This is a genomic window from Bacillota bacterium, from assembly GCA_012837285.1.
Taxonomy (GTDB): Bacteria; Bacillota; DTU030; order DUMP01; family DUMP01; genus DUNI01.
Map to the genome: position 1 here is coordinate 12,455 of DURJ01000117.1, position 19,505 is coordinate 31,959.

Sequence of the window (19,505 nt, forward strand, 5' to 3'; positions counted from 1 at the left end):
GCATGGATTACTTCCACTCAGTCCGCCTTGATCGAGAAAAGTGTAAAGGATGTGTGAATTGCATTAAGCGTTGCCCAGTTGAGGCGATCCGTGTTCGCCATGGCAAAGCTGAGATTATGGAGGATAGGTGCATCGACTGCGGAGAGTGTATTCGCGCTTGTCCTAACCATGCGAAATATGTGGAGCGCGACACTATCCATGGTTTGCCCCAATTTGCCTACACCATCGCCTTACCGGCACCGTCCCTGTACGGACAATTTCGTGACAATGTAGGGCCGGGCCGGATTTTGGCAGCAATAAAAAGCCTGGGTTTTGATGATGTGTGGGAAGTGGCCTTAGGAGCGGAAATCGTGTCCCGGGCTGTGGGCGAGTATTTTCAGACCAATCGGCACTTGCGGCCGCTGATCTCATCAGCTTGCCCGGCAGTGGTACGTTTGGTTCAGGTACGTTTTCCCTCGTTAGTAGATCATATCATTCCGCTGGAAAGCCCGATGCATGTAACAGCCAGCTTGGCCCGCTGGCTGACGGCAGAGAAGACCGGTATTCATCCGGACAAGATCGGTCTCTTTTTCTTTAGCCCCTGTCCGGCTAAAGTAACAGCGGTGAAAAACCCAGTGGGGGGCGTACTGTCTGAAGTGGATCGGGTACTGGCTGTTACAGATGTTTATGGTGAGTTGCTGCAAAACTTGCGGCAAGGACATCCATGTATGGTGCGAGCCGATAGGGTAGGGATCGGTTGGGGCAGTTCCGGTGGTGAACAAGCTGCCAGTGGGATTGAGAACTCCCTTATTGTGGACGGGATTCATAATGTTATTAGTGTGCTGGAGGAAATTGAGCTCGGGCGGCTAGGAGATATTGATTTTATTGAAGCCCAGGCCTGCCCGGGAGGTTGTGTAGGCGGCATCTTGAATGTGAACAACCGTTTTGTGGCCGGTGTGCGCTTGCAGCATTTGGTGCGTGATCTGCCCCAGAGTGCACCTTTGAGCGATCGACTGCATCAATTAGGTGCAGATCAGGTGGAAGTACCGAGCATTGCGGTAGAACCGCGCCCCATTGTTCATTTGGATCGGGACCTAAAGAAAGCTATGCAAAAACTGCAGCTGGTTAATGAATTGATGGAACTGCTACCAGGTCTCGATTGTGGTTCGTGCGGCGCTCCCACGTGCCGGGCTCTGGCTGAGGATATTGCCGTGGGTAAGGCTACGGAGACAGACTGTATCTTTAAGCTGCGTGAGCGGATCATGAGTCTGGCTTTAGATACCTATAACCTAGCTCAGGTGGTGCCTCCAGCCATGGATACACGCAAAGCCAATAAGGGGGGAAAGAAGGATGCAGCTGACACAACTGGTACAGATTCCGGAACTGAGACTTGAGGTTAAGGCTGGACAGAAACAGCTTGACCGCGTGGTAAAAGGAGCGTACGCTTCGGACTTACTAAGCCATGTGATGGCCCGAGCTAAAGAGGGAAATATTTGGGTCACCATTCAGGCCCATCAAAACATTGTGGCCGTGGCTGCCTTGCTAAACCTAGCCGGAATAGTTATTGCCGGGGGGATTGAACCCCAGGCAGACACACTGCTTAAAGCCGAAGAAGAGGGCATACCCATTCTTACCACATCGCTGGCTGCTTTCGAGGTGATAGGGCGCCTATATGCTTTAGGCGTGGGAGCCGATCATGGTCAGGCTGAACTGGCTCAAAGCTGATCTTCACGTGCACACGGTATTGTCGCCCTGTGCTGAACTGGACATGGGCCCGCAAGGATTAGTGACGGCGGCCTTGAATCGGGGGCTGAATATCCTCGGGGTGACTGATCACAATGCTTGGGCCAACGTGGCAGCGGTAACTGAACTGGCGCAGCCATACGGTATCGGTGTGTTGCCGGGAATAGAGGTTCAGACGCGGGAGGAAGTTCATGTACTTTGTTTCTTCCCCGACCTGGATCAGTTAGCTGCAGCCGGTGAGCATATCTACGCCAGTTTGCCGGCTATCCGTAACCGAGCTGATATTTTTGGCGATCAAATTATTGTGGACGCCAAAGAGAATATAGTTGCCTTTGAGGAAAGAATGTTACTCAATTCGGTGGAACTGTCGCTGGAACAATTGCGTGATCTTACTTGCCGCCACGGTGGTATTATTATCCCGGCTCATGTGGACCGACCGGCATTTAGTCTCATCGCCAACTTAGGTTTCGTACCGCCGGATCTAAAGCCGGCGGCCCTAGAGATTTCAACCCGATTGGATGAAGAAAGGGCCCGGAAGCGCTTTCCAGCGCTTGAAGGATATACTTTGGTGACATCGTCCGATGCTCACTGCTTGGGCGATTTCGGAACCCCTAGATCAACGTTCTTTTATGTGGCGGCGCCAACACTAGCTGAAATAGCGTTGGCCTGTGCCGGTCGTAAGAACCGGAAGGTGGTGATTGCTTCGGAGGGAACCATATTCTAATTTGTTTTCCCCGCTTCCAATGCGGACGGGGTACACTTCTTTCATCGATGGGCATTCGGAAAAAGGGGGACTATGTATGTGCGCATGTGTATGCGGTAACAAAGAAGCCAAGCCGTCCGAACTGGACAAGATTTTGGCTCGGCACAAAGGGGAACGGGGTTCGCTGATACCGGTTCTCCAAGAAGTCCAGGAAGTACAAGGTTACATTTCTCAAGACGCAATTAGAGAGATTTCGGCAGCACTCAAGATCCCGGCCACTGATATTTTTGGCGTGGCCACATTCTACGCTCAGTTCCACTTAAAGCCGCGCGGGCGCCATGTGGTGCGTGTTTGCCAGGGTACAGCCTGTCACGTGCGGGGTTCGGCCAAAATCCTCGCCGAAGTGGAGAAAGAACTGGGAATTCAACCAGGCGAGACCACCGAAGACCTGCGCTATACGTTAGAGCCGGTGGCTTGTCTGGGTTGCTGTGGTCTAGCCCCGGTAATGATGATTGACGAAGATACTCATGGCCGCCTGACAGCGGACAAAGTGGCCGCTATCCTCGCCAAATACGAATAAAAAATGGAAGAACTAGCCCTTCATGTTCTGGATCTGGCTCAAAACTCTTTAGCTGCCGGAGCCACGTTGGTAATAATTATTATTAATGAAGACACAATGACCAACCGGCTCACCATCGGCATTGAGGATAACGGGCGTGGTATGGAGAGCGAGTTTGTTGTCCAGGTGCTGGATCCGTTCACTACTACTAGAACAACTAGGCGAGTGGGGCTAGGGCTACCGCTCCTTTTTATGACAGCCCGTCAATGCGGCGGCGATCTGACCATTGATTCTGAGCCGGGTCGAGGTACCAAGGTGACAGCAACTTTTGAGTTGGATCACTGGGATTTACCGCCGCTGGGCGATATGGCGAGTACCATCACTACACTGTTAGTGGGTCAATCAGAGGTAGACTTTCTGTATCGGCATATTGTTAATGGGATTGAATTTCGGTTGGATACGCGTGAACTTAGAGCTGAGCTCGATCCAGTTCCACTGACAGAGCCGAAGGTGTTAACCTTTTTGCAGGCGTATATTACTGACGAGCTGGCTAATTTGCATGGGGGTGAATAAAGTGACGAGCAAGCTTCAGAGTTTGGACGATCTGCGCCGGTTGCGTGAAGATACTAGACAGGGTATGCAAAACCGCCTGAGCAGCGAGACCCAAATTATTGTGGGGATGGGCACTTGCGGCATTGCAGCCGGAGCCAGGGAAGTAATGACGGCTATTCTGGAAGAATTGGCCAAACGCAATCTTAACGTGAACATTCTACAGACAGGTTGTATCGGCATGTGCCAGATGGAACCTTTAGTAGACGTAGTTCGCCCGAACGAAGAACGTATCACCTACGGTAATGTGACTCCGCGGGACATTCCTCGGATCATCGGGCAGCATGTGGTCAATGGGCAAATTGTGGAAGACCTGGTGATCGGTCGGACGGACTAGCTGCATCCGGAGCAGGTTACTGTGGCAAAAGGGAGGTCAAAGAAGTGCAGATTTTCCGTGCACATGTCCTAGTATGTGGTGGTACTGGCTGTACCTCGGGCGGATCACCGCAGATTAGGGCCCGATTAGAAGAAGAACTGGCCAAGAACGGTTTAGACAAAGAGGTTAACTTAGTGGTTACAGGCTGTCATGGCTTGTGTGAAATGGGCCCGCTGGTAATTGTCTATCCAGAGGGCACTATGTATGTCCACGTACAGCCTGATGACGTAGCCGACATTGTCAGCGAGCATTTACTCAAAGGCCGGGTAGTTCAACGCTTACTGTACAAGGAGCCGCTTACAGCAGAGCGGGTTCCGCATTACGGTGACTTGCCGTTCTATCACAAACAGCAACGGTTGGTGCTGAGAAACTGCGGTTATATCAACCCCGAAGTTATTGAAGAGTACATTGGTCGCGACGGTTATACCGCCCTGGGTAAGGCCTTGGGCCAAATGACCCCGGAGCAGGTGGTGGACGAAGTATTGAAGGCCGGGCTGCGCGGCCGCGGCGGCGCTGGTTTCCCCACCGGTCTCAAGTGGAACTTCTGTCGCAAGGCCCAAGGTGAGCCTAAATATATTATCTGCAACGGTGACGAAGGCGACCCGGGCGCGTTTATGGACCGTAGTATCATGGAAGGCGATCCCCACCGGGTGCTGGAGGGTATGGCCATCGGGGCTTATGCCATCGGTGCCAGTGAGGGCTATATTTACGTTCGGGCTGAGTATCCGCTGGCGGTGAAGAGACTACACCTGGCGGTAAAAGAAGCCGAAGAAATGGGGCTTTTGGGCGACAATATCCTGGGAACCGATTTTTCTTTCCACATCCACATCAAAGAAGGTGCCGGTGCTTTTGTTTGCGGTGAGGAGACTGCGCTCATGGCTTCGATCATGGGCCAGCGCGGTATGCCTTGGCCACGGCCGCCATTCCCAGCCAACTCCGGCCTCTGGGGCAAACCTACTAATATCAACAACGTGGAGACCTGGGCCAATGTCCCAGACATTATTCTACGAGGGGCCGACTGGTTTGCTTCCATGGGTACAGAAAAGTGTAAAGGGACTAAGGTCTTTGCTCTTACCGGTAAAGTGCAAAACACCGGTTTGGTGGAAGTTCCCATGGGTATTAGCATGCGGGAGATCATCTTCGACATCGGTGGCGGTGTTCCCGATGGCAAGAAATTCAAAGCGGTTCAGATGGGCGGGCCGTCCGGCGGCTGCCTGCCGGAGAGTCAGCTGGATTTAGGTGTAGACTATGAATCCCTGACCGGTGCCGGTGCCATTATGGGGTCCGGCGGCTTGGTAGTAATGGACGAAGAGACTTGTATTGTCGACGTGGCTCGTTTCTTCCTTAGTTTCACCCGAGCGGAGTCTTGCGGGAAATGCACTCCTTGTCGTGAAGGCATTAAGCGCATGCTGGAGATCCTGGATCGAATCTCGGCCGGCGAAGGCAAGATGGAAGACTTGGATCTGCTGGAGAGGACGGCTCTGATAGTGAAAAACAGTGCCCTCTGCGGTTTGGGCCAGACAGCTCCCAATCCGATCCTGTCCACGCTCCGTTACTTCCGTGACGAGTACGAAGCCCACATTCGGGACAAGCGTTGTCCGGCCGGGGTGTGCACAGCGCTTCTCACCTACAAGATTAAGCCGGAACTGTGCCGCGGTTGCACTGCCTGCACCAAAGTCTGCCCGGTGGGTGCTATTTCCGGCACGAGAAAGGCTGTGCATGTTATCGATCCCGACAAATGTATTAAGTGCGGTGCCTGTGCCGAACGCTGCCCGTTCAAGGCCATTGTCCGTGCTTGATTGACAGCCCAAGGAGGACTGAAGATGGACACAATCACGTTAACCATAGATGGCCGCCAGGTTCAGGTGGCAAAGGGTTCCACCGTGCTGGAGGCAGCGCGTGCAGCCGGCATTAACGTTCCGACCCTTTGCTATCATCCCGAGCTTCGGCCTGAAGGCGCCTGTCGTTTATGTGTGGTGGAAATAAAAGGCGGCAAGAGCTTAGCTGCGGCTTGTGTCATGCCGGCGGCTAATGGTATGGAGGTTTATACCAATACGCCGCTGGTGCGCGAGGCTCGCCGTATTGCTTTGGAACTGCTGCTGGCCAACCACCCGTTTGAATGTCTAACCTGTGAGCGCTCCGGTAATTGTGAGCTCCAGACCCTGGCCCATGACCTGGGTGTAAGGGAAGTACGCTATAGCGGCGAAAAACGCCATGTTCCCATCGACGACTCCAGCCCAGCATTGGTGCGCGACCCGAACAAGTGCATTTTGTGCGGACGTTGTGTTCGTATGTGTGACGAAGTGCAGGGCGTACATGCTTTAGGCTATATCAATCGTGGCTGGGACACGGTGGTAGAGCCCCTGTTCGGACAGAAGCTGGCCGAAGTGGCTTGTGTCAATTGCGGCCAATGCTCTACGGTTTGTCCTACCGGTGCCATCACCGAAAAGAGCTATGTGGATGATGTTTGGGCCGCTCTCGCCGATCCTGATAAATATGTTGTAGTACAAACGGCACCGGCAACCCGGGTGGCTGTGGGTGAAGCACTGGGCATGGCACCGGGAGCTATTGTTACTGGCCAGATGGTGGCCGGTCTCAGACGGCTGGGATTTGACAACGTTTTCGATACTGATTTCACCGCTGACCTTACTATTTTAGAAGAAGGGAACGAGCTGTTAGACCGGCTGAAGAACGGAGGTCCCTTGCCGCTCCTTACCTCGTGTAGCCCTGGTTGGGTCAAGTTCTGCGAGCACTTTTATCCGGATCTTTTGCCCCATGTTTCCACTTGCAAGTCGCCACAACAGATGTTTGGCGCTATAGCCAAGACTTACTATGCCGACAAGATCGGGGTCAAGGCCGAAGACATGTATGTAGTATCGATTATGCCCTGTACCGCCAAGAAATACGAAGCTCAGCGGCCGGAAATGACAGCCTCAGGTGTAGCCGATGTGGATGCTGTTCTTACCGTTCGTGAATTGGCTCGTATGTTTAAGGAAGCCGGCATTAACTTCGAAGGTCTGCCGGAGGAAGACTACGACGATCCGCTTGGAATTTCTACCGGTGCGGCTGTTATCTTCGGCGCTTCCGGCGGCGTGATGGAAGCAGCCCTGAGAACGGTATACGAAGTGGTTACCGGAAAGACCTTGGAAGCCCTAGATTTCACCGAAGTGCGCGGTCTTACCGGTATCAAAGAAGCAGAAGTAGATCTGGACGGCACTAAAGTCAAAGTGGCCGTATCTAACAGTTTGGCCAATGCTCGCCAAATCCTAGACAAGATCAAGGCCGGCGAGGCTCCGTGGCAGTTTGTGGAGATAATGGCTTGTCCCGGTGGCTGTATAGGCGGCGGCGGGCAGCCCATCCCGGTGGATCGTGAAGCACGGGAAGCCAGGATTAAAGCTATTTACGATGCTGATAAGGGTATGCCAATCAGAAAATCCCATGAAAACCCGGCGGTTCAAACACTGTATAAAGAGTTCTTAGGTGAACCTTTATCCCACAAGTCGCACGAACTGCTTCATACGCACTATACTGAGCGGTCGGCTTTTTAATAAGTGGAGCTTGAGTTGTTAAGAAGCTTACGGTGAGATAATTTAGTCAGGGACAGGCCGAGCAACTGCTAAGGCAATATAAGGTGCCCTGTTGTATTACCGCTGGACCTGTCCCTGATATCGGCCTCAATGCCGCGGTCGGGCTTGGTGGCGACCGGCTCTATACTACCCGTCAAACCTCCGGGTAGGGGCGGATTGATCTAGGTTTGGTTGTGTCCGGGCTGTAGAGAGTATTGGTTTTTCAAGGGTAGAATTCGTGGCAGTTGTGTGGGCAGCGCACAATGGCTGCGGAGCTAGAGCGACATCATAACGAGAGGAGGTCTTGCCGTTGAAGATGGTGGAGTTTACCATGGATGGTCGTCAGGGATCAGTCCCTGAAGGGACCACCATTTTGGCAGCGGCAGAGAGCCTTGGTATAGAAATCCCTACTTTGTGCTATGAACGGGATTTAGTTGTAGCCGGGGCCTGTAGGTTGTGTGTAGTGGAAGTGGAGCAGATCAAGAAGAACTTGCCGGCTGCTTGTGCTCAGCCGGTAGGGCCGGGCATGGTTATTCATACTAACAGCCCGAGAGTGAAGGAAGCACGGCGAACGATTCTGGAGCTTATTATTGCCAATCATCCCCTGGATTGTCTGACTTGTGAAGCCAACGGCAAGTGTAAACTGCAGCAGTATTGTTATGAGTATGGAGTCAAAGATACACCGTATCGAGGCGAGACGCGTCAATACGAAATTGACGACAGCAACCCGTTCATAGAACGGGATATGGACAAATGCATTCTCTGCGGCAAATGTGTGCGTATATGTGCTGAAGTCCAGGGTGTTCATGCCATTGGCTATATCGACCGTGGCTTTGACACCAAGATAGGTACCTTATTCGACGGGGAATTGGCCGATTCACCTTGTGTGTCCTGCGGCCAGTGCATCTACATGTGTCCGGTGGGAGCGCTGACAGCGAAACCGAGTCATGGATTGGGACGGGATTACGAGGTTGAAAAAATACCCACTACCTGTCCGTATTGTGGTGTGGGTTGCCAGTTGGCTCTGAACGTAAAGAATGACAAAATCGTCGGGGTTAGCAACATTGCTGACAGCCACAACCAAGGATACTTGTGTGTGAAGGGACGCTTTGGCTATGAATTTGTTCACAGCCCAGACCGTCTAACCACACCCTTGATCAAAAAGAACGGCCAGTTTGAAGAAGCCACCTGGGACGAGGCTTTGGATTTGGTGGCAGAAAAACTGGGGGCTATCAAGTCTGAATATGGCCCGAATGCCATTGCTGGGTTAACGTCAGCCAAATGTACCAATGAAGAAAACTACCTGTTCCAAAAATTGATGCGGGCGGTGATTGGCACTAATAATGTAGACCATTGTGCCCGTCTCTGACACGCTCCTACCGTAGCCGGTCTGGCTACTGCATTTGGGAGCGGCGCTATGACAAACAGTATTGAGGAAATAGAGCAGGCAGAAGTTATCTTGGCTGTGGGTACCAATACTACTGAGACCCATCCGGTGATTGGCACCCGGGTGCACAAAGCTATCACCCGAAACGGAACCAAACTCATCGTCGTTGATCCGCGCCAGACCACCATGTCTGAGCGAGCCGACATTTGGCTCAGGCCTTGGCCCGGCACTAACGTAGCAGTGGCTAATGGGTTGCTCAATGTCATTATTGCAGAGGGCCTGGCGGATGCTGCCTTTATTGAAGAACGGACGGAGAATTTCGCTGCGGTCAAAGAAGCTGTAGCGGCTTATACCCCGGAGGAAGTGGAGAAGATAAGCGGTGTCCCGGCCGACGATCTCAGGGCTGCAGCCCGCTTGTACGCTTCAGCCCAGCGGGCCAGCATTTTGTACACCATGGGTCTTACCCAGCATAGCACCGGCACTGATGGCGTTTTGTCCATGGCTAATTTGGCTCTGGTTACGGGGAACCTCGGTAAGGTTGGTACCGGCGTGAATCCCCTCAGAGGCCAAAACAATGTGCAGGGTGCATGCGATATGGGCGGTCTACCTGATGTTTTCACCGGTTACCAGAAAGTTTTCGATCCAAATGCACAGGAAAAGTTTACCCAGGCTTGGGGTGTGTCTGCACTTCCGTCCGAAGTGGGTCTCAAGATGGGACAGATCTTTAAGGGCGCCGGTGACGGCACCATTAGAGGCATGTACATCATGGGTGAGAACCCACTTCTGAGCGAACCGGACCTTAACCATGCCACCGAGTGTTTAGAGAATATTGATTTCCTGGTAGTTCAGGACCTTTTCCTCACCGAGACGGCGGAGCTGGCCGACGTAGTTCTGCCCGCTGCTTCCTTTGCCGAAAAAGACGGCACTTTCACTAATACTGAGCGCCGAGTTTGCCGGGTTCGGCAGGCCGTATCCCCGCGGGGAGAAGCCAAACCGGATTGGCAAATTATCTGCGAGTTGTCCAATCGGTTAGGATATGCCATGAACTACAGTCATCCCAAAGAGATCATGGACGAAATCGCGTCGGTGACGCCGAGCTATGGCGGCATAAGCTACGACCGCTTAGAAAACGGGGGCTTGCAGTGGCCGTGCCCGGACAAGGAACATCCGGGAACGACTTACCTGCACAAAGGGAAATTTGCCCGTGGTTTGGGCAAGTTCACCCCGGTAGAGTACAAACCGGCGGCTGAGCTTCCGGATGAAGAGTACCCGTTCTATCTGACCACCGGCCGGATTCTGTATCATTACCATGGTGGCACCATGACCAGACGGGTGGATGGACTGAACGAGCTGGCTCCGAGCGGACTGCTGGAAGTTAACCCTGCCGATGCTGCCAAGCTAGGCTTGGAAGATGGAGAGGTTGTCCGGGTGAGCTCGCGGCGGGGAAGCATAACGCCCGAGGTGGAGATTACTGACCGGGTTAAACCGGGGCTGATGTTCATCGCCATGCATTTCAGGGAAGCTGCGGCTAACGTTCTTACCCAAGCTGTCTACGACCCAGTTTCCGGGATTCCGGAATACAAGGTTTCAGCGGTGAAGGTGGAGAAAATAAGTTAACGGAGCTTGTAGCTGAGAGTACACCTGTTCGCGGTGCAGCAGAACCAACTGCGTCTGCTGCGCCGCCAGAACCGGTCAGCTCACAACATAGGGAGTTTTGGTGTTAGGAAAAGAAACCGACTTTAAAGGAGGTCCGGAACGATGGATCGCATGTTTAGCACACCGGCGGAGACTGCACAAGGGCTGTTGAATTTTGGCAAAGGAAAAGGCAATCTTAGCAGTACTAACATGATCTTGTTAGGTATTCTAGCCGGCGTATATATTTCCTTAGCAGCTCAGTTAGCCACCATTGCCACTAACGATGTGGGTAGCTTCTTCGGCGACGGCATGACTCGGGTTGTGATGGGACTAACGTTTACTTTGGGTCTGATGCTGGTTGTAATCGCCGGAGCAGAGCTTTGGACCGGAAACAATCTAATGGTTCCTGCTGCCTACACCGGAGTTATTACCTGGGGACAGCTGCTCAAGAACTGGGTGCTGGTTTACTTCAGCAACTTCTTAGGTTCCCTGATTATGGTGTGGTTGATGGCAGGCACGGGGCTTTGGCAGGCGAACGGAGGAGCAGTGGGAGCGCGCGCCCTGGGCATAGCTTTGGGGAAAGTGCAGCTTAGCTTTGGGGCCGCAGTGGCGAGAGGCATTCTCTGTAACATGCTGGTGACGCTGGCGGTGATCTTGGCTCTGGCGGCCAAGGATATAAGTGGCAAGCTTTGGGGCATGTTCTTCCCCATCGCCGCTTTTGTGACTAGCGGGTTTGAGCACAGTATTGCCAACATGTACTTTGTGCCGGCGGGCATAATGCTGACGGCGGATGCCAAAATAGTGGAGGTTTTTGGCAAAGACGTGTCAGCGCTTACCTGGGGCAATTTCATTACTAACAACTTAATCCCGGTGACATTGGGCAACTTAATCGGAGGGGCGTTAATTATTGGCACCGGCTATTATCTAATTTATATTAAACCGACCCAAGCAAAGTAGATACGGTAAGTATGGCTATATCATAAGGACCGGAGTAAGGGGTGGAGGCTGTGGCCGGCATAATCCTAGCCGGAGGAAAAGGGAAGCGGCTCGGAGTAACTAACAAGGCGTTGTACTCTTTGGACGGCAAGGCTTTGCTCGACCATGTGACGGCGAGTCTTAATCTGGTCTTTAACCGGCTTGTTCTGGTTACTAATACGCCTGACCTGTACCCTGATTTTCCGGGAGCGGTGGTCAAAGATATCCACTATGGCCATGGCCCACTCAGCGGTATTGAAGCAGGTCTTGTTGCTGCCGGGGAAGGCCTGCATTTTGTTGCCGGTTGCGATATGCCGTGTTTAAATCCCGAGCTGATCAGGTACTTACAGGAACGGGGCCGGGACTACGATATTGTAGTCCCGCGCCTCGGGCACTATGTGGAACCGCTGCACTCTTTTTACCGTTACGATATTTTGCCACAGATCAGGTCCCTACTAAAAAAGGGTAACTATCGGCTCAGTGCTCTTTTCACGGCACCGCTGCGAGTGTTGCACGTAAACGAGAATGAGATTAAGAAATTCGATCCCAATCTTATTAGCTTTTTTAACATCAACACACCTGCTGACGTACTGCACGCCGAAAGAATGCTGACACGAGGAGAGAGGACAAAGTGGAGCCAACAGTGACTATGAGCATTGCCAAGTGGAGCAATGGTGCCTGGCAAGCTGAGAAAGATGTGGTTGTCCGGGAAGATGTAGTCACTGTTTATGTCAACGAACATGAATTAGTCCGGCTGCATTGTTCTTGGGATTACCCAGCTGAACTGGCAGTGGGGTATCTGAAGGCTGCTCGGTTGATTAACCAAAAGAGCGATCTACGGGAGCTTAGGATTGTTCCGGAGGAACGATCAGTTTATGTATGGACGGCTGAAAGCGCCACCACGGCGGCTGTTCCGGCTCCAAGTGCGGTGACATCGGGCTGTGGCCAAGGGCCGGCCTTTTACCATTGTTGGCAAAGCAGTTTTGAGTTAGCGCCGGTGACATCCACATTCAAACTGAACCCGGAAGGGGTTTTGAGGTTGATCCGTGAGCTCCACCAACGCTCTGCCTTGTTTAAACTCACCGGCGGTGTCCATAGTGCTGCCCTTGGGGGAGCGCAAGACCTGGCTATTTTCCGTCAGGATATCGGTCGCCACAATGCTGTAGATAAAGTGATCGGTCATACAATTCTTTCAGACGTGGCCACCACGGACAAGGTGTTGGTGATAAGTGGCCGGATATCTTCGGACATTATCCTTAAAGCGGTCTTGGCCGGACTTCCGCTGGTGGTGTCTCCGTCGGCTCCGACTCATTTGGCGGTGGAACTGGCACGACGCCTCGGTATTACAGTGGTTGGTTTTGCTCGGGGGACCCGTCTTAGTGTGTACAGCGAAGTTTGGCGACTACAACGTGACTGACTGCTAACAAATTAACAATGCGCCAGGCGCAAAAGTTTTGGCCAGTACAGTTGAGCAGTGGCAAAGCTCTAATTTGACTTAGAAATATCAACACATATGTGGGTGATATAACACTCGAGTATTGTGATAACGCCTGAGGTTTGAGGGCCGGGCTTATGTTAGCTGCCGCTTTTCTGATCTTAATATGGTGTGGGGGGCGGACTCTCTGCCCGCCTGCCAGTGGGCTGCCTAAGCGAGCGTTGACAGCGGGGATGCTAGCGCTAAACGGTTGCTCTTTTTGTTTGCTGGCCGTAATTGAGTGAAACACAGAACCAGCGAATAATTGGGCCTGTCAAAGAGGTGACCATTTAGATTTACGGATTGATAGTTACATAACAAACCAAATAGTGTGCAAAACAGCGAGAAGGGGGCTAAAGCGACGAAGCAGAGCGCCAGGGATCAATACTGCCAATGGCTGTCTAATAGCTTCAGTTTGGCACCCCTGGCACGTGCTTTTAACCGGTAGCATGTGCCAACGGAGTTAACACCTATTTGTTTTGGGGTAAACTGGGGAGACTATTGTGAGGTCATGATAACAATTTAGCCTGAATTTGTGCTATAATGGACAACGATATGCTAGGTTCTTAGTTGATGAGGCGCTGAAGAAACAAGGATTTTGACTGTTGGTTGTCGAAATAAAAAAAGTTTCTATTAGGAATTTAGTTTATTTTATAGTAACAGAGGGGTGAGGTTCCAACATGAAACTAAGGTCTTTCTTAGGTGGGGTTCACCCGGCGCCGGCCAAAGGTAGGACAGGGAATAGTCCGATCGCGACGGCACCGTTGCCACCAAAGGTGGTAATCCCCTTAGCCCAAGGCGGTGCTCCTTGCGAGCCGCTGGTAAAAGTGGGCGATACAGTGCTGGCAGGACAGAAGATCGGTGACAGCCAAGCCTTTGTTTCTGCTCCGGTGCATGCTAGCATATCAGGTAAAGTTACGGCTCTTGAATCGGTGGCCTGCCCCACGGGCCGTAGCAGTTTGGCTGTAGTAATTGAGAGTGACAGCCAAGATTCATGGATAAATACCGGTGGCCGATCGTTGGCTGATCTGTCGGCAGCCGATGTTAAGGATTTGATCCGGGAAGCCGGATTGGTGGGTATGGGAGGAGCCATGTTTCCTACCCATGTTAAAGTTTCGCCGCCGCCGGGCAAGAGTTTTGAGGCGGTTATTATTAATGGGGCTGAATGCGAACCCTATCTCACTTGCGACCAGAGACTGATGATGGAAGAACCGGAACAGATTATTCTTGGCCTTAAAGCTTGGTTGAAGGTAACCGGAGCCCAGAAGGGCTATATTGGGATTGAAGACAACAAACAAGAAGCCATTGCTGTCTTGAGGGCGGCTGTGGCCGAAGAGGGTAACATCGAGGTGGTACCGCTGACCACCAAGTACCCCCAAGGCTCGGAGAAACAATTGATTTTTGCTGTCTTAGGACGGGAGATTCCCTCCGGCGGTTTGCCAGTGGACGCAGGGGCCTTAGTACAAAACGTCGGCACAACTTATGCTTTGGCCCAAGCGATTGTTTACGGGAAGCCCTTGGTGGAACGGGTAGTAACCGTAACCGGTACACCGCTGAAGGAATCCTATAACCTTAAAGTAAGAATCGGCACCTTGTTCAGCGAACTCCTATCGTACTGCGGGGTGGAAGCTAAGGTAGGAAAGCTGATCAGTGGCGGCCCCATGATGGGCATAGCTCAGTCCAGCGCTGAAGTGCCGGTGCTAAAGGGAACATCGGGTATTTTGGTGTTATCGCCTGAGGAAGCCGGAGCCTTGCCGGAACGAGCCTGCATTCGCTGTGGGCGCTGCGTAGATGCTTGCCCTATAGGACTGCTACCGACCTTATTAGATCAGTACTGTCGTAATGACATGTGGCACCAGGCGGAGGAGGGGCATGTGGCTGACTGTATTGAGTGTGGTTGCTGTGCCTATGTGTGTCCGTCGAAACGGCACTTGGTGGCAGCACTTCGGTTAGGGAAAGCGGAAGTACTGGCGCGTCGGCGTCGGAGGAAGTAGGGGGAGTTGGAAATGGCTAACCAAAACATCCTTCCCGGGGAAGGAGAGCTGCTGGTGTCTTCTTCGCCCCATATTAGGGCCGAGGAGACGGTGGATTGGCTTATGTGGCAGGTGGTAGTGGCTTTGCTTCCAGCTGCGGTGGTCAGCGTTTACTTTTTTGGTTTCCGTTCACTGTACCTTATGGTGCTGGGTGTAGCTAGCGCCATGGTTACCGAGGCAGTGATGCAGAAAGCCTTGGGAAGAGGTTTGACAATAAAGGATGGCAGTGCTGCTGTTACCGGTTTGCTTCTGGCCTTTAACGTGCCGGCTAATGCTCCGTGGTGGCTGGTGGTAATAGGGGCGGTTTTTGCTATTGCTGTGGTTAAGCAGACTTTCGGTGGGCTCGGCTACAATTTTATCAATCCGGCCCTCACGGCTCGCGCTTTTCTTCTGGCAGCCTGGCCCCAGTATCTGGCCGGTAATTTTCCTTTGCCGCTGGACACTGTAACGGGCGCAACACCGTTAGCCATTATTGAGGGTACAGCCGCTGGCAGCTTACCGTCGTACTTGGATCTTTTCTTAGGCAATGTGGGTGGCGTCCTGGGCGAGACATCAGCTCTGGCCTTACTGGTAGGGGGGCTATATCTTGTTTGGCAGAAAGTAATCGACTGGCGCACTCCGGCAACGTTTATCGGCACGGTGGCAGTTCTTACTTGGATCTTTGGCGGTCGTGGCGGCCTCTTTGCGGGGGATCCGCTCTATCATGTCTTAGCCGGCGGACTTATGCTCGGTGCTTTCTTCATGGCTACTGATTATGTCACGTCACCTGTTACTCCCCAAGGTCGGTTAGTTTTCGGTGTAGGTTGCGGTATTATCACCGTACTAATTCGCCTCTGGGGCGGCTATCCGGAAGGGGTTTCTTATTCCATTTTGCTCATGAATTTGGTGGTGCCGTTTATCGAACGGTGGACTGCGCCCCGAGTCTACGGCATACAAACCAGTCGGGTATGAACCGGGAGGTGGGGAACAATGAAAAAGTTATGGGGTACCTTTTCTAATGGTATTATTAACGAAAACCCAACACTCCGTCTAGTTATCGGTATGTGTGCACCGCTGGCGGTGACCACAGCCGTAGCCAATGGATTCTGGATGGGGATTGCCGTGATTTTTGTGCTTACAGCGTCCAATATATTGATTTCATCTCTACGTAAAATCATTCCGGAGCAAATTCGTATTCCTATTTTTGTAGTCATCATTGCTACTTTTACTACGGTAGCAGACCTTAGTTTAAAAGCCGTACAGCCAGACATCCATGCTAAGCTGGGCGTGTTTGTTCCGCTGATTGTTGTTAACTGTATTATCTTTGCCCGGGCAGAAGCTTTTGCCAGTAAGAATAACGTTTTACTTTCCACTGTGGATGGGCTCGGTATGGGCCTGGGGTTTACCTTGGCTCTAATAGTATTGGCCACCATTAGAGAGCTTCTGGGCAACGGTAGTTGGTGGGGAATTAAGCTACTCCCGGCTGCGTTTGAGCCTGCTATTGTGATGATTCTTCCCCCGGGTGCCTTTGTTACCTTAGGCTATCTACTGGGTGGGTTAAACCTTCTTACCGGTAAGACCGGCGAGAACTAAGGAGGGAGACGAACGTGCATTACCTGGCCATTATCATTGGTGGCGTACTGATAAACAACTACATCTTTAGCCGGTTCTTGGGCCTCTGTCCTTTTTGGGGTGTGTCGAAACAGGTGGAGACGGCTACAGGCATGAGCCTCGCCGTTATCTTCGTCATGGCCATGGCATCAGCGGTCACATGGTTAGTGAATAAGTATCTCCTTATTCAGTTTGAACTTCAGTATATGCAAACAATTGTTTTTATCTTAGTCATTGCTGCACTGGTTCAGTTTGTGGAAATGATCATTCAAAAAACGAGCCCAATTCTGTATCAAGCGCTAGGTATTTATCTACCGCTTATTACTACCAATTGCGCTGTATTGGGGGTAGCTCTCTTAAATATTTCTGAGAACTATAATTTTCTCGAGAGCGTTATCAATGGCACGGCCAGTGCCATTGGTTGGTCGCTGGCGATCATTCTTTTTGCCGGTCTTCGTGAACGCTGGGCGTTTGCCCCGATTCCTCCCAGCATGAAAGGTTTTCCTATCGCTTTGGTGGCTACCGGTCTTATGTCTATTGCTTTCTTTGGTTTCCAAGGGTTGTTCCGGGGCATTCTGTTCTAAAGGGGTGACAAGTAATGGTAGAAGCTACTCTTATCTTAGGCGGTCTGGGGCTGCTGTTCGGCATATTTTTAGGTGTGGCGGCCCGTAAATTTGCCATAGACAAAGATCCCAAGATGGAAGAAATTTTGGCGGCGCTCCCTGGGGCTAACTGCGGTGCCTGCGGCTTCCCCGGCTGCAGTGGTTTAGCAGCGGCGATAGCCAAGGGTGAGGCGGCACCCAATGCCTGCAAAGCCGGCGGAGCGTCGGTAGCAGAACTAGTGGCACAGATCATGGGTGTGGATGCATCGAACAATGATCGCCAGGTGGTCCGGCTTATTTGTCGCGGCGGCCGCGAACAGGCTCGGCAGCGGGCCGAATATGTAGGACTAAATGACTGCCGGAGTGCCAAGGCCTTTGGCTTCGCTGGCAAGGCTTGCACCTTTGGTTGCTTGGGATTGGGCAACTGTGCCCGCGCTTGTCCGTTTAGCGCCATTACCATGGGTCCGGACGGACTGCCGGTAATCGACCCTTATGTATGCACCGGCTGTGGTGTGTGTGTCCAGACTTGTCCGCAGTCAGTGTTAGCGTTGGTGCCGGCACGAAACAGGGTGTTTGTGGCCTGCAGTTCTACGGCACCTGGGCGCCAAGTACGCCCGGTGTGTCAAGTAGGGTGTATCGCCTGTCGTATTTGTGAAAAGACCTGCGAGCACGATGCCATTAAGGTGGAAAACAACTTGGCCCGGATTGACTACAGCAAATGCACCAACTGCGGCCGCTGTGCCGACAAATGTCCACAGAAGATTATTATTAATGAAACTTTAAGCGAACAGTCAGCCCAGGCGGTAGTATAATCACTACTAAGCTTCGGCTGGACGAAAGGTGAACTCTAGTGCAGACGAAATGGACCAAGATGGCGGTATTAGTTTTAGTGGTGGCGGGCCTGCTCTTAAGTGGCTGCCGGGGGGTCCGTACCGAAGTGCGTAAGACAGAATTCATGATGGATACAGCCGTTACCATTACCGCCTACGGCCCGCGGGCCGAGCAGGCGGTGGCAGCGGCTTTTGCTGAAATGAGGCGGGTTGCCGCTCTAATGAATGCTGATGACCCTGACAGCGAAGTATCCTTGATCAACAGAAATGCTGGCCTAGAGCCGGTCAGGGTAAGTTCGGAAACGTTTGAACTACTTGAGTTGTGCCAGCACTACAGTGAACTAGCAGCCGGGGCTTTTGATGTTACTGTACGTCCCCTGGTGGAGCTTTGGGGCATCGGTAAGAAAGACAAATATGTGCCTAGCCCGGAAGAGATTGAGCGAGCGCTTCAACTGGTAGATTATCGGAAAGTTATTTTGGATCAGAACACAAAAACAGTGTTTTTACCAGTGCCAGGCATGGGTGTTGATTTAGGTGGAGCCGCCAAGGGCTATGCCGCCGATCGAGCTCGGGAAATACTCAAGGAACACGGGGTTCGATCAGCTTTAATCGATGCCGGCGGCAATATTTGGACGGTGGGTATACGGCCTGACGGTAGGAAGTGGCGGATCGGTATCCGCCATCCACGGCCAGAAGTAGCCGGTGGAGTTTTGGCTGTACTTCCCAGCCAGGATCTAACCCTGGTGACTTCCGGCGATTACGAACGTTATTTTCTTAAATACGGCACACGCTATCATCATATTTTTGATCCCCATACAGGGTTACCGGCTCGGGAATTGGTCTCGGCCACAATTATCGGCAATAACAGTGCCGAGGCCGACATTTTGTCCACGGCTGTATTCGTCTTGGGTGCAGACAGAGGGTTGGCTCTTACTAACCAATTACCGCATATCACCACCGTGGTAGTAACACCCAAGCTTCAGGTTCTTACGGCCGGAAGCCATGAGACTGAGCTGGAACTCGTGTACAAAGAAGGGGAAGACCAGTGACGCGAGGAGACAAAACAGTAGTAGCAGTGGTACTCATAACAGTAGCCGTGTTAGGCGGCTTGATCTGGTTATGGAAAAACTATGCTCCCTTGGCCGGACCCACGGAAGTTGTAATTGAAGTAAACGGCCAGGTTAAGGAGCGGCTTTTTCTGTCGGAGCTTAAGGCAGGAGAGAAGCACGAGATCAAAGGCTTTCAAGGGTATAGCCTACTTGAGGTTGGAGACAATAAAGTAAAGATGGTAGAATCACCCTGTCCTGACAAAATATGTATCGGCATGGGTTGGATAAGCCGCCCCGGCGAGTCCATTATTTGTATTCCTAATCGGGTGGTGGTGCGTATTGTGGGCTCGGATAACTACGATTACGACGGCCTCAGCCAGTAAGGAGATGCAGTC

The 19,505-nt window shown here is 52.3% G+C and carries 19 protein-coding genes; all 19 read left to right on the plus strand.

Annotated elements, in window-relative coordinates:
• Positions 1 to 2 precede the first annotated feature (2 nt).
• Positions 3 to 1,373: a 4Fe-4S dicluster domain-containing protein gene (locus tag GX016_06550; GenBank protein ID HHT71218.1), complete on the plus strand. Its 1,371-nt coding sequence runs from the start codon at positions 3 to 5 to the stop codon at positions 1,371 to 1,373.
• Positions 1,330 to 1,704 carry a serine kinase gene (locus tag GX016_06555; GenBank protein HHT71219.1) on the plus strand — a complete coding sequence of 125 codons (375 nt, stop codon included), beginning with the start codon at positions 1,330 to 1,332 and terminating at the stop codon, positions 1,702 to 1,704. Before GX016_06550 ends, GX016_06555 begins: the two co-directional genes overlap by 44 nt.
• Positions 1,676 to 2,446 carry a histidinol phosphatase gene (locus GX016_06560; protein ID HHT71220.1) on the plus strand — a complete coding sequence of 257 codons (771 nt, stop codon included), beginning with the start codon at positions 1,676 to 1,678 and terminating at the stop codon, positions 2,444 to 2,446. The genes GX016_06555 and GX016_06560 overlap by 29 nt, the downstream gene beginning before the upstream one ends.
• A gap of 76 nt (positions 2,447 to 2,522) precedes the next feature.
• Positions 2,523 to 3,005, plus strand: coding sequence for an NADH-quinone oxidoreductase subunit NuoE (gene nuoE, locus GX016_06565; protein HHT71221.1), 483 nt, complete (start codon positions 2,523 to 2,525; stop codon positions 3,003 to 3,005).
• A gap of 3 nt (positions 3,006 to 3,008) precedes the next feature.
• Positions 3,009 to 3,557, plus strand: a complete 549-nt coding sequence (locus GX016_06570) for an ATP-binding protein (GenBank protein HHT71222.1) — start codon at positions 3,009 to 3,011, stop codon at positions 3,555 to 3,557.
• Positions 3,544 to 3,930 carry a (2Fe-2S) ferredoxin domain-containing protein gene (locus tag GX016_06575; protein HHT71223.1) on the plus strand — a complete coding sequence of 129 codons (387 nt, stop codon included), beginning with the start codon at positions 3,544 to 3,546 and terminating at the stop codon, positions 3,928 to 3,930. The genes GX016_06570 and GX016_06575 overlap by 14 nt, the downstream gene beginning before the upstream one ends.
• Positions 3,931 to 3,974: 44 nt before the next feature.
• Positions 3,975 to 5,768, plus strand: a complete 1,794-nt coding sequence (gene nuoF / locus GX016_06580) for an NADH-quinone oxidoreductase subunit NuoF (GenBank protein HHT71224.1) — start codon at positions 3,975 to 3,977, stop codon at positions 5,766 to 5,768.
• A gap of 24 nt (positions 5,769 to 5,792) precedes the next feature.
• Positions 5,793 to 7,517 carry a 2Fe-2S iron-sulfur cluster binding domain-containing protein gene (locus GX016_06585; protein HHT71225.1) on the plus strand — a complete coding sequence of 575 codons (1,725 nt, stop codon included), beginning with the start codon at positions 5,793 to 5,795 and terminating at the stop codon, positions 7,515 to 7,517.
• Between the two features lie 334 nt (positions 7,518 to 7,851).
• Complete coding sequence (fdhF, locus tag GX016_06590) at positions 7,852 to 10,539, plus strand: formate dehydrogenase subunit alpha (protein HHT71226.1); 2,688 nt, start codon at positions 7,852 to 7,854, stop codon at positions 10,537 to 10,539.
• A 150-nt stretch (positions 10,540 to 10,689) separates the two neighbouring features.
• Positions 10,690 to 11,514 carry a formate/nitrite transporter family protein gene (locus tag GX016_06595; GenBank protein ID HHT71227.1) on the plus strand — a complete coding sequence of 275 codons (825 nt, stop codon included), beginning with the start codon at positions 10,690 to 10,692 and terminating at the stop codon, positions 11,512 to 11,514.
• A gap of 50 nt (positions 11,515 to 11,564) precedes the next feature.
• Positions 11,565 to 12,179, plus strand: coding sequence for a molybdenum cofactor guanylyltransferase (locus GX016_06600; GenBank protein ID HHT71228.1), 615 nt, complete (start codon positions 11,565 to 11,567; stop codon positions 12,177 to 12,179).
• Positions 12,164 to 12,949, plus strand: a complete 786-nt coding sequence (gene fdhD, locus GX016_06605) for a formate dehydrogenase accessory sulfurtransferase FdhD (protein ID HHT71229.1) — start codon at positions 12,164 to 12,166, stop codon at positions 12,947 to 12,949. The genes GX016_06600 and fdhD overlap by 16 nt, the downstream gene beginning before the upstream one ends.
• A gap of 737 nt (positions 12,950 to 13,686) precedes the next feature.
• On the plus strand, positions 13,687 to 15,000 hold the full coding sequence (gene rsxC / locus GX016_06610; protein ID HHT71230.1) for an electron transport complex subunit RsxC: 1,314 nt from the start codon (positions 13,687 to 13,689) through the stop codon (positions 14,998 to 15,000).
• Between the two features lie 12 nt (positions 15,001 to 15,012).
• The gene (locus GX016_06615; protein ID HHT71231.1) at positions 15,013 to 15,990 is read left to right on the plus strand and encodes an RnfABCDGE type electron transport complex subunit D; all 978 of its coding nucleotides are present in this window, start codon (positions 15,013 to 15,015) and stop codon (positions 15,988 to 15,990) included.
• Positions 15,991 to 16,008: 18 nt separating this feature from the next.
• Complete coding sequence (rsxE, locus tag GX016_06620; GenBank protein HHT71232.1) at positions 16,009 to 16,611, plus strand: electron transport complex subunit RsxE; 603 nt, start codon at positions 16,009 to 16,011, stop codon at positions 16,609 to 16,611.
• Between the two features lie 14 nt (positions 16,612 to 16,625).
• The gene (rsxA, locus tag GX016_06625) at positions 16,626 to 17,213 is read left to right on the plus strand and encodes an electron transport complex subunit RsxA (GenBank protein ID HHT71233.1); all 588 of its coding nucleotides are present in this window, start codon (positions 16,626 to 16,628) and stop codon (positions 17,211 to 17,213) included.
• 14 nt (positions 17,214 to 17,227) lie between these two features.
• On the plus strand, positions 17,228 to 18,043 hold the full coding sequence (locus GX016_06630) for an RnfABCDGE type electron transport complex subunit B (GenBank protein HHT71234.1): 816 nt from the start codon (positions 17,228 to 17,230) through the stop codon (positions 18,041 to 18,043).
• Between the two features lie 38 nt (positions 18,044 to 18,081).
• Positions 18,082 to 19,110 (plus strand): FAD:protein FMN transferase, encoded by a 1,029-nt coding sequence (locus GX016_06635; GenBank protein ID HHT71235.1) that lies wholly within the window; start codon positions 18,082 to 18,084, stop codon positions 19,108 to 19,110.
• Positions 19,107 to 19,493 (plus strand): NusG domain II-containing protein, encoded by a 387-nt coding sequence (locus GX016_06640; GenBank protein ID HHT71236.1) that lies wholly within the window; start codon positions 19,107 to 19,109, stop codon positions 19,491 to 19,493. Before GX016_06635 ends, GX016_06640 begins: the two co-directional genes overlap by 4 nt.
• The last annotated feature ends 12 nt before the right edge of the window (positions 19,494 to 19,505 follow it).

Bases quoted from the DNA above. Each gene is read 5' to 3' on its own strand.
- rsxE (HHT71232.1), top strand. From the start codon at position 16,009: ATGAAAAAGTTATGGGGTACCTTTTCTAATGGTATTATTAACGAAAAC.
- GX016_06550 (HHT71218.1), top strand. From the start codon at position 3: ATGGATTACTTCCACTCAGTCCGCCTTGATCGAGAAAAGTGTAAAGGA.
- rsxC (HHT71230.1), top strand. From the start codon at position 13,687: ATGAAACTAAGGTCTTTCTTAGGTGGGGTTCACCCGGCGCCGGCCAAA.
- GX016_06575 (HHT71223.1), top strand. From the start codon at position 3,544: ATGGGGGTGAATAAAGTGACGAGCAAGCTTCAGAGTTTGGACGATCTG.
- GX016_06585 (HHT71225.1), top strand. From the start codon at position 5,793: ATGGACACAATCACGTTAACCATAGATGGCCGCCAGGTTCAGGTGGCA.
- nuoE (HHT71221.1), top strand. From the start codon at position 2,523: ATGTGCGCATGTGTATGCGGTAACAAAGAAGCCAAGCCGTCCGAACTG.
- GX016_06560 (HHT71220.1), top strand. From the start codon at position 1,676: ATGGTCAGGCTGAACTGGCTCAAAGCTGATCTTCACGTGCACACGGTA.
- GX016_06595 (HHT71227.1), top strand. From the start codon at position 10,690: ATGTTTAGCACACCGGCGGAGACTGCACAAGGGCTGTTGAATTTTGGC.
- GX016_06555 (HHT71219.1), top strand. From the start codon at position 1,330: ATGCAGCTGACACAACTGGTACAGATTCCGGAACTGAGACTTGAGGTT.
- GX016_06570 (HHT71222.1), top strand. From the start codon at position 3,009: ATGGAAGAACTAGCCCTTCATGTTCTGGATCTGGCTCAAAACTCTTTA.
- GX016_06615 (HHT71231.1), top strand. From the start codon at position 15,013: ATGGCTAACCAAAACATCCTTCCCGGGGAAGGAGAGCTGCTGGTGTCT.
- GX016_06630 (HHT71234.1), top strand. From the start codon at position 17,228: ATGGTAGAAGCTACTCTTATCTTAGGCGGTCTGGGGCTGCTGTTCGGC.